This is a genomic window from Flavobacterium enshiense (assembly GCF_022836875.1).
In the GTDB taxonomy this organism is placed as follows: Bacteria; Bacteroidota; Bacteroidia; order Flavobacteriales; family Flavobacteriaceae; genus Flavobacterium; species Flavobacterium enshiense_A.
This window is the reverse complement of sequence record NZ_CP090376.1, coordinates 1,803,044-1,819,006: the sequence shown is the minus strand read 5'-3', so window position 1 is coordinate 1,819,006 and position 15,963 is coordinate 1,803,044. Positions and strand designations below refer to the sequence as shown.

The following is a 15,963-nucleotide window of genomic DNA, read 5'->3' as shown; positions in this document are numbered from 1 at the left end:
TATCCATAAAAATAAAACTAAAAAATCCCAAGCTTTCGCTTGGGATTTTTTTATAAACCATTTTAAAGATGGCTCTTATTTTAAACATGCAAGACTCTGCTCTAATGTAGTGATCTTTGCCAAAGCATCAGCTTCTTTTTTGCGCTCCATTTCGATTACTTTCTCAGGTGCGCCAGCAACGAATTTCTCATTGGACAATTTCGCTTGAACCGACTTCAAAAAACCTTTTATGTAATTTAGTTCTTCAGTCAGTTTACCAATTTCGGCATCGATATCGACATTACCTGTAATTGGGATAAAATACTCGTTTGATTTCACGCGGTAAGACAAAGCCCCATCTACTTTTTCAGACACATAATCCAAAGCAGAAACGTTTCCTAATTTCATAATTACCGAATCAAAGAATACTGATACTTTTTCATTGTTAACCACTTTCAGCTCGATAGCATCCTTGAATGGAATGTTTTTGTCTTTGCGGATGGTTCTAACACCTGAAATTACTTCTGTAGCAAAATCGAAATCAGAAATCAATGCTTCATTTGCTGAAGTCACATTTGGCCATTCAGCAACAATCAACGCCTGCTCCGGAGTTCTTTCAGCGATGTGATGCCAGATTTCCTCTGTCAAGAACGGCATAAATGGGTGCAGTAATTTTAAATTCGTTTCCAACATTTCAATCGCTTTATCGAAAGTTGTTTGGTCAATTGGTTGTTGGTAACCCGGTTTAATCATTTCAAGGAACCAGGAACAGAAATCATCCCAAACCAATTTATAGGTTGCCATCAAGGCATCTGAAATTCTGTATTTCGAGAAGTTATCTTCGATTTCCGCCAACGTTTTCTGCAATTTCGCTTCGTACCATTCGATAGCTACTTTAGACGATTCCGGCTGAGCGATATCAGCTACCTCCCACCCTTTAATCAAACGGAAAGCATTCCAGATTTTATTCGCGAAAGCTTTTCCCTGATTACACAATTCTTCATCAAACAAAATATCATTTCCTGCCGAAGCGCTTAACAATAATCCGCAACGAACACCATCGGCACCGAATTTCTCAATCAGTCCAAGAGGTTCAGGTGAATTCCCAAGGGATTTCGACATTTTACGACCTTGTTTATCGCGAACCAAACCAGTCAGATAAACATTATTGAACGGTTTAGCATCTGCATATTCGTAACCTGCAATAATCATACGGGCTACCCAGAAGAACAAAATGTCCGGACCGGTTACCAAGTCGTTTGTCGGATAATAATATTTGAAATCTTCGTTGTCCGGATTCATGATTCCGCCGAAAACAGCCATTGGCCATAACCATGATGAGAACCATGTATCTAATGCATCGGCATCCTGTTTTAAATCGGAAGCCTGTAACGAAGCGTTTCCTGTTTTTTGTTTTGCCAATTCCAATGCCGCTTCCGGAGTTTCTGCCACTACGAAATCCTCTTTCCCTTCTCCGTAGAAATAGGCCGGAATTTGCTGACCCCACCATAACTGACGGGAAATGTTCCAATCACGGATGTTTTCCATCCAATGACGGTATGTATTATTGAAACGGGAAGGATATAATTTCACTTCGTCTGTTTCCAAAACCGCTTTGATGGCAGGTTTTACCAAATCTTCCATTCTCAGGAACCATTGGTCGGATAATCTTGGCTCGATTACTGCTTTGGTTCTTTCGGAAGTCCCTACTTTATTTAAATGTGTTTCTGTTTTTGCTAAAGCGCCAATAGCTTCCAATTCTTTGGAAATTTCTTCACGAACCACGAAACGGTCTTTTCCTGCATAATGCAATCCGAAACTGTTTAATGTAGCGTCTTCATTGAAAATATCGATGATTTCCAAATTGTGCTTAACACCCAATTCTTTATCGTTTACATCATGAGCAGGAGTAACTTTCAGACATCCGGTTCCGAATTCCATATCCACGTACTCATCAAAAATGATTGGAATTACTCGGTTACAGATAGGAACAATTGCTTTTTTACCTTTCAGATGCTGGTAACGCTCATCTTCCGGATGGATACAGATGGCAGTATCTCCCAAAATAGTTTCCGGACGCGTTGTTGCAATCGTTACAAATTCGCTGCTTCCTTCAATCTGATATTTTAAATGGTATAATTTACCTTGTCTTTCTTCGTAAATTACTTCTTCATCAGACAACGTTGTTTTTGCTTCCGGATCCCAGTTTACCATTCGGTATCCTCTGTAGATCAAACCTTTATTATACAAATCAACGAACGAACGGATTACGGACGCCGACATATCAGGATCCATGGTAAACTTCGTTCTGTCCCAGTCACAAGAACAACCTAATTGTTTTAACTGCTCCAGAATAGTTCCACCGTATTTTTCGGTCCACTCCCAAGCGTGCTTTAAGAATTCTTCACGGGTCAAATCATTTTTATTGATTCCTTCCGCTTTTAATTTAGCAACCACTTTTGCTTCCGTAGCGATAGAGGCGTGATCCGTTCCCGGTACCCAACAAGCGTTGAAACCTTTCAATCGGGCACGACGAATCAACACATCCTGAATCGTGTTGTTAAGCATGTGTCCCATGTGCAATACTCCGGTGACGTTTGGTGGCGGAATTACAATTGTGTAAGGTGTTCTGTGGTCTGGTTTGGAATGAAAATAATTGTTTTTCATCCAGTAATCGTACCACTTTTGCTCTGCTGCTTTCGCTTCAAATTGCGCCGGAATTGTCATATCTGTTGCTTCTGTTATTGGTTATACGGACTTCATGCCGCAAAATTCTTTACTTACGTTTACAAAAATGCGAATAGTTTCGTTAATAGCCCCGATGGTAGTGGAAATCCTTTTATTCCGTTACTTTTAACGAAATAAAAGAATTGAAACGTACAGCGGGAATATGGCCCATCCTAAAGCCTGGACATTCGCTTCCAAAAAAAATTGGTATGCTTTTTGCAAATATACCTGCAAAAATAGCTATAACTGAGCAAATAAAAAAAGTGAGTTAAATTATTTGTTCGTTTATTAAAACAATGTAATTTTACATAACCTTTAAAACTTGAAAAGATGAAAAAATTATTAGGATTAGTTGCAGTTTTAGCGTTTAGCGTTGCGTCTTATGCTCAACAAGGACCTAAAATCGAATTCAAAGCAAAAGACAACACAATTGATTACGGAACCGTTACCAGAGATTCTGACAACGGGGTACGGACTTTCGAGTTTACGAACACAGGCGATGCTCCATTGATTATCACTAATGTGCAATCTACTTGTGGATGTACTGTCCCTACTAAACCAACTGAACCGATTATGCCTGGAAAAACAGGAAAAATCGATGTAAAATACAACATGAATCCTGGTAAAATCTCTAAAACAATTACCGTGGAATCCAATGCTGTAAATTACGAAGGCGGTAAAGTAGCCCTTAGAATTAAGGGAGAAGTGATTGTAAAAGAAGAGAAAAATGTTCTTCAGAAAGAAAAAGTTGGTCCGCAATCATAAGCTGTGTAACTGATAAAAATGAAAAGTCCCCGCATTGTAACGGGGACTTTTTTTATAGTATCTTTTTGAGTTTGAACTTCATTTCCTTTTTAACTCCTTTCCGTTCGATTTCCATTTCTATCTTTTTACCATCTTCTTCATGCAGCATATTGTCGATTTTTTGTTTGGAGAGGTTACTGACATTCTTTCCATTGATTTTTAAAATCTTATCTCCTATCTTTAAACCAGCCACTTCTGCGGGAGAGTCTTTACGAACGGAGGCAATCGTGTAAACCGGTTTTAAGGCAAATTTGTATTTCAGGTGGCTGTTATCAAATACTATATCATTTACATTCAATGTGTTATTTGGTTTTGAATTTCTTATCATTCCCTCTTTCACCCATTCTATACCCTCGTGTTGTACTTCGATTCCACTCATATTATAATTAAACGCATCGTCATAATAACTACTTTTCTTTAAATAAAGTTGGCCGCCGGAATAGTCCATTATCATAGTAAATCGCTTAAGCATAGCTCCTCCCAAAGAACCGTTTCTGCTGGTAACCAATTGAAGCTGTTTGTAAGACGCGGTATCAGGATAAGAAACCAAAGGCGATTTAAACTTAAATTTCGCAAACTCAAGCTCTTCCAATCTAGATTTTTTCCCAAATACAGTACCTCCGATACCTTCCCCCAAAACATCTTCAAAATAATTACTGTTAGACTTAATTTCACCATTCTCAAACAACCAAAGTCCATCGCCTAATCCAGTATCAACCAACAGTTTTAAATCAAATTCTTTACCATCCAGCTTAGCCTTAACATTAAGGTAAGCCCTGTCATTAACTACATTTATAGGCAATTGGGTAAACGATTTAACCCTGCTTTTCTCAAGAATTTTTCTGTCCTTATAAATGGTTACTTTTTTTTTCTGATAATCAATCTCAATCACATTATTTTTAAAGAAAGAATACCCCAGGACTCCATTAACCGGAATCCCGATCCGAGATGAAAAATTAAGGTTTTCATCCAAAATCACAAGCAGATCAAATTGTTTATTAATATAACCGCTGACATTCGCGGTATTCTTATCAGAAAAAATTCCTTCAGCCAATTCCTCATTACCCAGTCCGGAAATTTTTATTTTTTTGGTATTATAGAGTTGAATGGTGTCATTTTCGGGAAAACTAAATATTATGGATGGTTCTGAACCAGAGTCCAAAAGCATGTTTAATTTAGTACCGTTGATCTCTACGGGCATAATTATTAAGTTGTCAACAAAAGTGAAGGGAATGACAATCATATCCTTATCGGAGTCAAACTGAAAACCATTTTGTCCGGAAACACTCTTAAAGAGCATCAGAAAAAAGACAAAAACAATCGCTCGCATAGGAAGGCTTTTCTGAAAATTACTACATAAATATTTAATTTCCTAAAACTTTAAAAAATTAATAACAATTCATTTTTTAAAGTTTATGAAAAATATCGCAACTTTGTACCTCAAAATAAACGACACATGCCTAAAATATCATTAAAAGGCCAGCAAATGCCTGAATCACCAATTCGTAAATTGGTTCCTTACGCAGAAATTGCGAAAAAAAAAGGTCATAAAGTATACCATTTGAATATCGGACAACCCGATATCAAAACTCCGGAAGTAGCTTTAAATGCTGTTAAAAATGCAGACATCACTGTTTTGGAATACAGCCATTCAGCAGGTTTTGAAAGTTACAGAACAAAACTTGCCGCCTATTACCAAAAACAAAATTTACCTATAAACACAGAAGATATTATCATCACAACCGGTGGATCCGAAGCATTGCTTTTTGCAATGGGAAGCACTATGGATCAAGGTGATGAAATCATTATACCGGAACCATTCTATGCAAATTATAATGGTTTCTCAACTGCATCAGGTGTAAATGTAGTCCCTGTTATTTCAACTATCGATACAGGTTTTGCCTTACCTCCTATCGCTGATTTTGAAAAACTGATCACTCCAAAAACAAAAGCGATTTTAATTTGTAACCCTGGTAACCCAACAGGATACTTATACTCGAAAGAAGAAATTATGCAGTTGGCCGAACTGGTTAAAAAACATGATTTATTCCTAATTGCTGATGAAGTATACCGCGAGTTTGCTTACGACGGATACACTCATCATTCCGTAATGAACGTTCCGGGATTAGAAGAGCACGCTATCATGATTGACTCGGTTTCAAAGCGTTTCAGCATGTGCGGAGCCCGAATCGGATGTATTGTTTCCAAAAACAAAGAAGTAATGGCTACGGCTATGAAATTTGCTCAAGCGAGATTAAGCCCTCCTACCTATGCGCAAATTGCGAGTGAAGCTGCCTTAGATACTCCACAAAGCTATTTCGATGATGTTATCACTGAATACAAAGACCGTCGTGATACTTTAATTGCCGAGTTAAACAAAATTGAAGGTGTAAAAGTTGCTACTCCAAAAGGTGCCTTTTACTGTATCGCAAAATTACCTATTAAAAACGCGGATGATTTTGCACAGTGGTTATTGGAATCATACGACTTCAACGGAGAAACGGTTATGGTTGCTCCGGCTGCCGGTTTCTACTCCACAAAAGGAGTTGGATTGGACGAAGTGCGAATCGCTTATGTTCTTAAAAAAGAGGATTTAATAAAATCCGTTCAGATACTAAACGAAGCATTAAAAGTTTACAACAACTAAAAAAGCTTTAATCAAAAAGAAAGCCTTCAGTTTAACTGGAGGCTTTCTTGTTTTTAGGAGCGTCCCGATAGCTATCGGGAGGTTTGGGCTTTTTTGCAATCCAATAGCTATCGGGACATATTCCTGCTGTCCACTATCTCGTCCCAAAAGACGAGACCGTTCCTCCCGATAGCTATCGGGACAGGGCTATTTCAGCAAACTATTTTCTTTCTTGGAATCATCTTATTTGAAGCAATAAAAAAAACCATCTCGTTACGAATAACGAGATGGTTTTTAGTATTAAGATCATCAGATGATTATCGTTTCATAGAAAAATGTGCTTTAAAAATACGTTCCTCCCTATTCACACCATCTTTAAATTTAACAGTGAACCAATAATCAGTAGATGGTAATTGGTGTCCATTATATGTTCCATCCCAACCATCTCCTGTCGAAGCAATTTGTTTGATTAACTTTCCGTAACGATCAAAAATAAAAATCTCTGCATTAGGCTGATCCTGTAAATCCCAAATGTTCCACGTGTCGTTATAACCATCTCCGTTTGGAGTGAAAAAGCGAGGGTAATCAATCACGAAGATGTTTTGGGTTAAATCAGTACATCCTTCTGCATCAATAACATGAACCTGATGCAAGCCCTCAAGAACACCCATGAATACGTTGGAACTCTGATAAGCTCCGCCATCTAATTGGTATTCAAAATTACCCGAGCCTCCGGTTACAATTGCAGTAATGGTCGGATTATTACTGAAGGCTTCGTTCACTTGCAAACTTAATGCTTGTGCCGGATGGGATTCTGTCACCGTAGCCTCTACCGGATGAGAAACACAACCTGTTAGCGAATTCGATACAAGTACCGAATAAACCCCTTGTTGATTGGCAATATAAGTACTACTTGTTGCTCCCGATATTTCCTCACCATCGAAGAACCAAACAAAATCATAATCAGCATTGTTCAATCCGGTATCCAATGTATGGTTAGACAACACAGAACCTGTCTTCGGATCAACACAAATCGAGCCATAGTGAAGTTGTGGTTGTGGCAACGGATTCACCGTAAAGGTAATACTTATAGGTGTACCAATACATCCGTTTGCAATTGGAGTTATGGTATAAGTAACTGTTCCTGGCGCATTCCCTGTTGTTTCTAACATCTGACTAACCGGTAACGGATTACTGTTTCCACTTCCGTCTGAAGCACCTGTCACCCCGTTTTGTTCTACTGTCCAAGTGAAAGTTGTACCTGGGATCATCGGGAATAATGAAAATTCCGCAGAATCACCGCTACAAATTACTGTTTCAGATGGATTCCCAAACACTTCCGGCATCGGATTCACCGTTACGGATACAGTTATAGGCATCCCCCCGCACCCGTTGGTATAAGGAGTTATGATATAGTCTACCGTTCCCTGCACCAGCGATACTGTTGATAAGGTTTGCGTAATACTGTTACCACTTCCTGACGCCGCACCATATACACCGGTTTGAATAACATTCCACGTGAAAGTGGTATTTGGCAAATTACTTGTCAATACAATATTAGTAGCAGTTCCTGAGCAAACTGTCTGGTTTAAAGGACTAGCCTTAACAACCGGGATTGGATTTACAATAATTGTTACCGATATTGGTGTCCCAAGACAGCCGTTTGTAACCGGTGTAATAGTATATGTTGCCTGACCCGGTATATTACCTGTGACCGTCAACACTTGAGAAATAGAAGTTCCTGTTCCACTGGTTGCTCCTGTTACTGTAGCTTGAATTACATTCCAATTATAGATGGTTCCCGGCAAATTGCTGCCCAAGTTAATAACTGCTCTCTCCCCGGAACATATACTCGTTGCTGCTGCTGTTGCACTAATTGTCGCCCCTGGTGTCACGGTTATCGTAACATTAACAGGTGAACCCGAGCAACCATTAAACATCGGAGTCACAGTATAAGTAGCTGTTCCTAATGCACCTCCTGTTGCAGTCAGCACCTGAGAAATAGTATTTCCACTGCCTGCAGTTGCCCCTGAAACACCTACTTGAGTTACCGTCCAAGAGTAGGTTGCTCCTACTATATTACTGCTTAATTTAATTTCTGTTGATTGGCCCGAACAAATCGATTCTGATACTGGTGTTGCGGTGATTGTTGGTGTAGGGTTCACCATTATTACTATCTCTGTTGGTATACCAACACATCCGTTGGCTGTTGGTGTAACCGTATACACCGCTGTTCCAACCGAACTTCCCAAAGCTGTCAGCACCTGGGAGATAGTATTTCCATTTCCATTTGACGCCCCCGTCACCCCTGTCTGAACTACTGTCCAGGTGTATGTGGTTGCTGGGACAGCGCTTGACAAAGTAATATTGGTTGTAACACCCGAACAAATAGTTTGAGATACCTGTGTTGCTATCACATTAGGCTGTGGATTGATATTGATCGTCACCAAACTCACATCGTTAATACATGGTGTAATTGCAGTTAAACTGTATTGGAACGTACTGCTTGTTGCACCTAATGCCGGTGTAAAGGTTCCAGCTGCAGAGTTGAACGTTCCGCCTGTTCCTGTTAATCTAGTCCAAGTTCCGCCTGCCTGCTCTCCGGTGATTAAACCAAATAAGTCAATTGATGCTGTATTAGAATCACAAATCGTTGTGGCTCCGTCGGTTCCTGCATTTGGTTGCGCATTGATATTGATCGTCGCCACACTCACATCGTCAATACATGGGGCGATTGCTGTTAAACTGTATTGGAACGTGCTGGTTGTTGCACCTGATGCCGGAATAAAGGTTCCTGCGACCGCATTGAACGTTCCGCCTGTTCCTGTCAACCTCATCCAGGTTCCGCCTGTTTGCTCTCCGGAGATTAAACTGAATAAGTCAATCGATGCTGTGCTGGAATCACAAATCGTTGTGGCTCCGTCGGTTCCTGCATTTGGTTGTGCATTGATATTGATCGTTGCCACACTCATATCGTTTACACATGGGGCGATTGCTGTTAAACTGTATTGGAACGTACTGGTTGTTGCGCCTGACGTCGGTACAAAGGTTCCTGCTACAGCATTGAACGTTCCGCTTGTTCCTGTTAACCTCATCCAGGTTCCGCCTGTTTGCTCTCCGGAGATTAAACCGAATAAGTCAATCGATGATGTATCGGAATCACAAATCGTTGTGGCTCCGTCGGTCCCTGCATTTGGTTGCGCATTGATATTGATCATCGCCACACTCACATCATCAATACATGGTGCGAGTGCTGTTAAACTGTATTGGAACGTACTGCTTGTTGCGCCTGGTGCTGGCACAAAGGTTCCTGCTCCCGCATTGAATGTTCCGCCTGTTCCTGTTAATCTGGTCCAGGTTCCGCCTGCCTGCTCTCCGGCGATTAAGCCGAATAAGTCAATAGATGTTGTACTGGAATCACAAATCGTTGTAGCTCCGTCGGCACCTGCATTTGGTTGTGGATTGATATTGACCGTCGCTACACTCACATCGTTAATACATGGGGCGATTGCTGTTAAACTGTATTGGAACGAACTGCTCGTTGCGCCTGGTGCCGGCACAAAGGTTCCTGCTCCCGCATTGAATGTTCCGCCTGTTCCTGTTAATCTGATCCAGGTTCCGCCTGTTTGCTCCCCGGTGATTAAACCGAATAAGTCAATCGATGTTGTACTGGAATCACAAATCGTTATGGCTCCGTCGGTTCCTGCATTTGGCTGTGCATTGATATTGACCGTCGCAACACTCTCATCATCAATACATGGGGCGATTGCGGTTAAACTGTATTGGAACGAACTGCTTGTTGCGCCTGGTGCCGGTACAAAGGTTCCTGCGGCCGCGTTGAACGTTCCGCCTGTTCCTGTTAATCTCGTCCAGGTTCCTCCTGTTTGCTCTCCGGCGATTAAACCGAATAAGTCAATCGATGATGTATCGGAATCACAAATCGTTGTAGCTCCGTCGGTTCCTGCATTTGGTTGTGGATTGATATTGACCGTTGCAATACTCACATCGTTTATACATGGAGGAGTTCCTATTAAAAAGTATTGGAACGTACTGCTTGTTGCACCTGGTGCCGGTACAAAGGTTCCTGCTGCCGCGTTGAACGTTCCGCCTGTTCCTGTTAATCTCGTCCATGTTCCGCCCGTCTGCTCTCCGGTGATTAAACCGAATAAGTCAATCGATGCTGTACTGGAATCACAAATCGTTGTAGCTCCGTCAGCTCCCGCAATGTGCTGTGGATTGATATTGATTGTCGCAACACTCACATCGTCAACGCATGGAGCGGTTCCTGGCAAAAAGTATTGGAATGTACTGCTCGTTGCACCTGTTGCTGCTACGAATGTACCTGATGCCGCATTGAATGTTCCGCCTGTCCCTGTTAATCTGGTCCAGGTTCCGCCTGCCTGCTCTCCGGTGATTAAACTGAATAAGTCAATCGATGATGTATCGGAATCACAAATCGTTGTGGCTCCGTCGGTTCCAGCATTTGGCTGTGCATTGATATTGATCGTCGCCACACTCACATCGTCGACACATGGGGCGATTGCTGTTAAACTGTATTGGAATGTACTGGTTGTTGCGCCTGCTGCCGGCACAAAGGTTCCTGCTGCCGCATTGAACGTTCCGCCTGTTCCTGTTAATCTCGTCCAAGTTCCGCCAGTTTGCTCTCCGGTGATTAAACCAAATAAGTTAATTGATGTTGTATTGGAATCACAAATCGTTGTGGCTCCGTCAGTTCCTGCAATCGGTTGTGGATTGATATTGACAGTCGCTACACTCACATCGTTAACACATGGAGCGGTTCCTGGCAAAAAATATTGGAATGTACTGCTTGTTGCGCCTGGTGCCGGCACAAAGGTTCCTGCTGCCGCGTTGAACGTTCCGCCTGTTCCTGACAATCTCATCCAGGTTCCGCCTACCTGCTCCCCGGAGATTAAACCGAACAAGTCAATCGATGATGTGCTGGAATCACAAATCGTTGTAGCTCCGTCGGCTCCCGCAATATGCTGTGGATTGATATTGATTGTCGCAACACTCACATCATCAACACATGGAGCGGCTCCTGTTAAACTGTATTGGAACGTACTGGTTGTTGCACCTGTTGCCGCTACGAACGTACCTGCTGCCGCATTGAACGTTCCGCCAGTTCCTGTTAATCTGGTCCAGGTTCCGCCTGCCTGCTCTCCAGTGATTAAACCGAATAAGTCAATCGATGATGTATTGGAATCACAAATCGTTGTAGCTCCGTCGTTTCCTGCATTTGGTTGTGCATTGATATTGATCGTAGCCACACTTATATCGTTAATACATGGGGCGATTGCAGTTAAACTGTATTGGAATGTACTTGTTGTTGCGCCCGGTGCCGGTAAAAAGGTTCCTGCTGCCGCATTGAACGTTCCGCCCGTTCCTGTTAATCTGGTCCAGATTCCGCCCGCCTGCTCTCCGGCGATTAACCCGAATAAGTCAATCGATGTTGTACTGGAATCACAAATGGTTGTGGCTCCGTCGGCACCTGCATTTGGTTGTGCATTGATATTGATCGTCGCCACACTTACATCGTTAACACATGGGGCGACTGCTGTTAAACTGTATTGGAACGTACTGCTTGTTGCGCCTGCTGCCGGCACAAAGGTTCCTGCTACAGCATTGAACGTTCCGCCCGTTCCTGTTAATCTGATCCAGGTTCCGCCTGTTTGCTCTCCGGTGATTAAACCGAATAAGTCAATCGATGTTGTACTGGAATCACAAATCGTTGTAGCTCCGTCGATTCCTGCATTTGGTTGCGCATTGATATTGATCGTCGCAACACTCACATCGTCGACACATGGGGCGAGTGCGGTTAAACTGTATTGGAACGAACTGCTCGTTGCGCCTGGTGCCGGTACAAAGGTTCCTGCTGCCGCATTGAATGTTCCGCCTGTTCCTGTTAATCTGATCCAGGTTCCGCCTGTTTGCTCTCCGGTGATTAAACCGAATAAGTCAATCGATGATGTATCGGAATCACAAATCGTTGTGGCTCCGTCGGTTCCTGCATTTGGTTGTGGATTGATATTGACCGTTGCAATACTCACATCGTTTATACATGGAGGAGTTCCTATTAAAAAGTATTGGAACGTACTGCTTGTTGCTCCCGGTGCCGGTACAAAGGTTCCTGCTGCCGCGTTGAACGTTCCGCCTGTTCCTGTTAATCTCGTCCATGTTCCGCCCGTCTGCTCTCCGGCGATTAAACCGAATAAGTCAATCGATGCTGTACTGGAATCACAAATCGTTGTAGCTCCGTCGTTTCCCGCAATGTGCTGTGGATTGATATTGATTGTCGCAACACTCACATCGTCAACACATGGAGCGGTTCCTGTCAAAAAGTATTGGAATGTACTGCTCGTTGCACCTGTTGCTGCTACGAATGTACCTGCTGCCTCATTGAATGTTCCGCCCGTTCCTGTTAATCTGGTCCAGGTTCCGCCTGCCTGCTCTCCGGTGATTAAACCGAATAAGTCAATCGATGATGTATCGGAATCACAAATCGTTGTGGCTCCGTCGGTTCCAGCATTTGGCTGTGCATTGATATTGATTGTAGCCTCACTCACATCGTTAATACATGGTGTGATTGCTGTTAAACTGTATTGGAACGTACTGCTTGTTGTGCCTGGTGCCGGTACAAAGGTTCCTGCTGCCGCGTTGAACGTTCCGCCTGTTCCTGTTAATCTGATCCAGGTTCCGCCTGTTTGCTCTCCGGTGATTAAACCGAATAAGTCAATCGATGCTGTATCGGAATCACAAATGGTTATAGCTCCGTCGGTTCCTGCATATGGTTGTGCATTGATATTGACCGTCGCTACACTCACATCGTTAACACATGGGGCGATTGCTGTTAAACTGTACTGGAATGTACTGTTTGTTGCACCTGGTGCCGGTACAAAGGTTCCTGCTGCCGCATCGAACGTTCCGCCTGTTCCCGTTAACCTGGTCCAGGTTCCGCCTGTTTGCTCCCCGGTGATTAAAACGAATAAGTCAATCGATGATGTATCGGAATCACAAATCGTTGTAGCTCCGTCAGCTCCCGCATTTGGTTGTGCATTGATATTGATAGTAGCCACACTCACATCGTCAAGACATGGGGCGAGTGCGGTTAAACTGTATTGGAACGTACTGGTTGTTGCGCCCGGTGCCGGTAAAAAGGTTCCTGCTGCCGCGTTGAATGTTCCGCCTGTTCCTGTTAATCTGGTCCAGGTTCCGCCTGTTTGCTCTCCGGTGATCAAACCGAATAAGTTAATTAATGTTGTATTGGAATCACAAATCGTTGTAGCTCCGTCGGTTCCTGCATTTGGTTGTGCATTAATGATAATCGTCGCCACACTCACATCATCAACACATGGGGTGGTTCCTGTTAAAAAGTATCGGAATGTACTGCTTGTTGCGCCTGGTGCCGGTATAAAGGTTCCTGCTACCGCATTGAATGTTCCGCCTGTTCCTGTTAATCTCGTCCAGATTCCGTTTGGCTGCTCTCCGGAGATTAAACCGAATAAGTCAATCGCTGCTGTACTGGTTTCACAAATCGTTGTAGAGCCGTCAGTTCCTGCAATTTTTTGTGGGAGGATGGTAATTGTCACCACACTCGTATCTGCAGCGCATGGGCCGACCGCGTCTAAACCGTATTGGAAGGTACTGGTTGTTGCGCCTGGTGCCGCTACGAATGTTCCTGCTGCCGCATTGAATGTTCCACCCGTTCCTGATAATCTGGTCCAGGTTCCGCCTGCCTGCTCGCCGGTGATTAACCCGAATAAGTCAATCGATGATGTGTTGGAATCACAAATCGTTGTAGCTCCGTCGGTTCCTGCTTTTGGTTCGTCAATTAGGATAACTGTTGCAACACTAACATCATCAGGACAAGGGAAAACCCCTGGAACCGTATATGTGAATGTAGCTGACACAGTACCAACAGCAGGTGTAAATATGGCTGACATCGGATTAAAAGTACCTGTCAAACCTGATGTTTGCACCCAAACCCCTCCTGATTGCTGTCCTGTTATAACATCATCCAAATGTATCGCATTATGAGTTGAATTACATAAATTGAACGTACCATCCAAACCCGCATTTGCCTGAGGCTGAATATTAACAGTTACAACACTCACATCGTTACTACACGGGGCTAATGCTGTTAAACTGTATTGGAACGTACTGGTTGTTGATCCAATTGCAGGTATAAAGGTTCCTGCTGTCGCATTGAACATCCCTCCTGTTCCCGTTAATCTCGTCCAGCTTCCGCCTGCCTGCTCTCCGGTGATTAAACCGAACAAGTCGATTGGAGTAGCATTTGATTCACAAACTATCGTGCTTCCGCCAGTTCCTGCATTTGGTTGCGGATTGATATTGATTGTCGCAACACTCACATTGTTAATACATGGTGCGACTGCTGTTAAACTATATTCGAACGTACTGGTTGTTGCACCTGCTGCCGGAATAAAGGTTCCTGCAGCTGCGTTGAACGTCCCGCCTGTCCCTGTTAATCTGATCCAGTTTCCGCCTGTTTGTTCTCCGGTGATTAAAGCGAATAAGTCAATCGATGCAGTGCTGGAATCACAAATTGTTGTAGCTCCGTCAGTGCCCACATTTGGTTGTGGATTTACAGCTACTGTATTTGAAAGAGCAACTGCTGCTGTACACAACAGAGGTGTGCATGTATACTGAACTCCATCAACCCAAACAGTACCATTCGTTCTGGTAATGATAATCGTATTTGTTGGAGCCCCTGTCACAAAAGTTATGTATCGCAAAACATTATTTGGACCGGCATTAAAAGTAGTACTTGCTGCACCATCAGAAATAGTAACATTCCCTTGGTTGTTATTCCTTGCAATACTAATCGTAATCGAAGTCCCTACTGGAACAGTATGTTGAAGTGTAATTGTTAAAATCGAATTGGTCCCGTCAACAGAAGCACAGTTAGTCGCCAAAGCAGCGCTTCCCACTGTTGAAATCGTTCCAGATGCATTAGCAGCATTGTTCCCACCTGATGCCGACAAGCCGTTACCTGTAACCGGAGCACCACCTACAAATGCAATTGAAGTAGCGTTAAAAGTAGTATTTGCTGTAGCCGAAGGAATAGTAATGCTTGATAAACCAGCACCATTTAAAGTTGTCATTTGAGAAGCTCCCCCATTAATGTTGTACGTAACTGCTGTATTAGCGGTGCCGGTCAAATTAAAGACAGCATTACCTCCGTAACAAATTGGCGAGGTAGAAGTGACACTGGTTAAAGATGGAGAGGTACCACCACCTGATAAAACAACATTAGAAAATGCAGCTGTACATCCAGGGAAATCAGTGACTATATTAGTATAGTTTCCTGCATCTAAACCGGAAATAATTATTTGACCGGCAGCATTACTACTGAGGGCAACGGAAACCGGTGTACCATCATCTTCATAATTAACTGTATAAGAAGTGTTAGGGTTCAAGCCATCTACTGTTATTGAACCATTAGAGCCTCCACAGGTAGCATTAGCGCCTGTTGCTACAGGACAAGCAGTCGAACGATCAGTTGAGCCGACGCTTGATCCTAAGTTTGTTTGCGTCATGGTCGTATACCCTCCAGCTCCATCGAAATTGGTGATCATGACCATATTTCCTCCATTTCCATCTGAATCATAAAATGTACCGGAGCATGTTGGAAATGTCCCGTCTTGCATATTATAATTTTGAGAAAAAATCGATGAGGAAATCAGAATTAAAAGAAGTAGTATTTTTTTCATACTCGATTAATTTTTTTATTAATAAAAGGGGAAATTATTAAAGGGTAATCAGTTTCCTATCTCATACAAGTCTTT

General features: G+C 42.7%; 5 protein-coding genes. 2 read left to right on the top strand and 3 right to left on the bottom strand.

Annotation, left to right across the window (positions count from 1 at the left end; translation table 11 throughout):
- Window positions 1–75 precede the first annotated feature (75 nt).
- The gene (locus LZF87_RS08055; RefSeq protein WP_244338334.1) at window positions 76–2,706 is read right to left on the bottom strand and encodes a valine--tRNA ligase; all 2,631 of its coding nucleotides are present in this window, start codon (window positions 2,704–2,706) and stop codon (window positions 76–78) included.
- A gap of 330 nt (window positions 2,707–3,036) precedes the next feature.
- On the opposite strand from LZF87_RS08055, the gene LZF87_RS08050 reads away from it, so the two are divergent.
- Window positions 3,037–3,471, top strand: a complete 435-nt coding sequence (locus tag LZF87_RS08050; RefSeq protein WP_023572070.1) for a DUF1573 domain-containing protein — start codon at window positions 3,037–3,039, stop codon at window positions 3,469–3,471.
- 52 nt (window positions 3,472–3,523) lie between these two features.
- On the opposite strand, the gene LZF87_RS08045 is transcribed toward LZF87_RS08050, so the two are convergent.
- Window positions 3,524–4,840 carry a PDZ domain-containing protein gene (locus tag LZF87_RS08045; protein ID WP_244338332.1) on the bottom strand — a complete coding sequence of 439 codons (1,317 nt, stop codon included), beginning with the start codon at window positions 4,838–4,840 and terminating at the stop codon, window positions 3,524–3,526.
- A 126-nt stretch (window positions 4,841–4,966) separates the two neighbouring features.
- Here LZF87_RS08045 and LZF87_RS08040 point away from each other — a divergent pair, with 126 nt between their 5' ends.
- Window positions 4,967–6,157 (top strand): pyridoxal phosphate-dependent aminotransferase, encoded by a 1,191-nt coding sequence (locus LZF87_RS08040; protein WP_244338330.1) that lies wholly within the window; start codon window positions 4,967–4,969, stop codon window positions 6,155–6,157.
- Window positions 6,158–6,453: 296 nt separating this feature from the next.
- Here the strand turns inward: LZF87_RS08040 and LZF87_RS08035 are convergent, their stop codons facing one another.
- On the bottom strand, window positions 6,454–15,888 hold the full coding sequence (locus LZF87_RS08035) for a PKD-like domain-containing protein (protein WP_244338328.1): 9,435 nt from the start codon (window positions 15,886–15,888) through the stop codon (window positions 6,454–6,456).
- Window positions 15,889–15,963 lie beyond the last annotated feature (75 nt).

What these genes read in the sequence shown, in the direction of transcription:
- LZF87_RS08055 (WP_244338334.1), bottom strand. Translation starts at nt 2,706, where the DNA reads ATGACAATTCCGGCGCAATTTGAAGCGAAAGCAGCAGAGCAAAAGTGG.
- LZF87_RS08050 (WP_023572070.1), top strand. Translation starts at nt 3,037, where the DNA reads ATGAAAAAATTATTAGGATTAGTTGCAGTTTTAGCGTTTAGCGTTGCG.
- LZF87_RS08045 (WP_244338332.1), bottom strand. Translation starts at nt 4,840, where the DNA reads ATGCGAGCGATTGTTTTTGTCTTTTTTCTGATGCTCTTTAAGAGTGTT.
- LZF87_RS08040 (WP_244338330.1), top strand. Translation starts at nt 4,967, where the DNA reads ATGCCTAAAATATCATTAAAAGGCCAGCAAATGCCTGAATCACCAATT.
- LZF87_RS08035 (WP_244338328.1), bottom strand. Translation starts at nt 15,888, where the DNA reads ATGAAAAAAATACTACTTCTTTTAATTCTGATTTCCTCATCGATTTTT.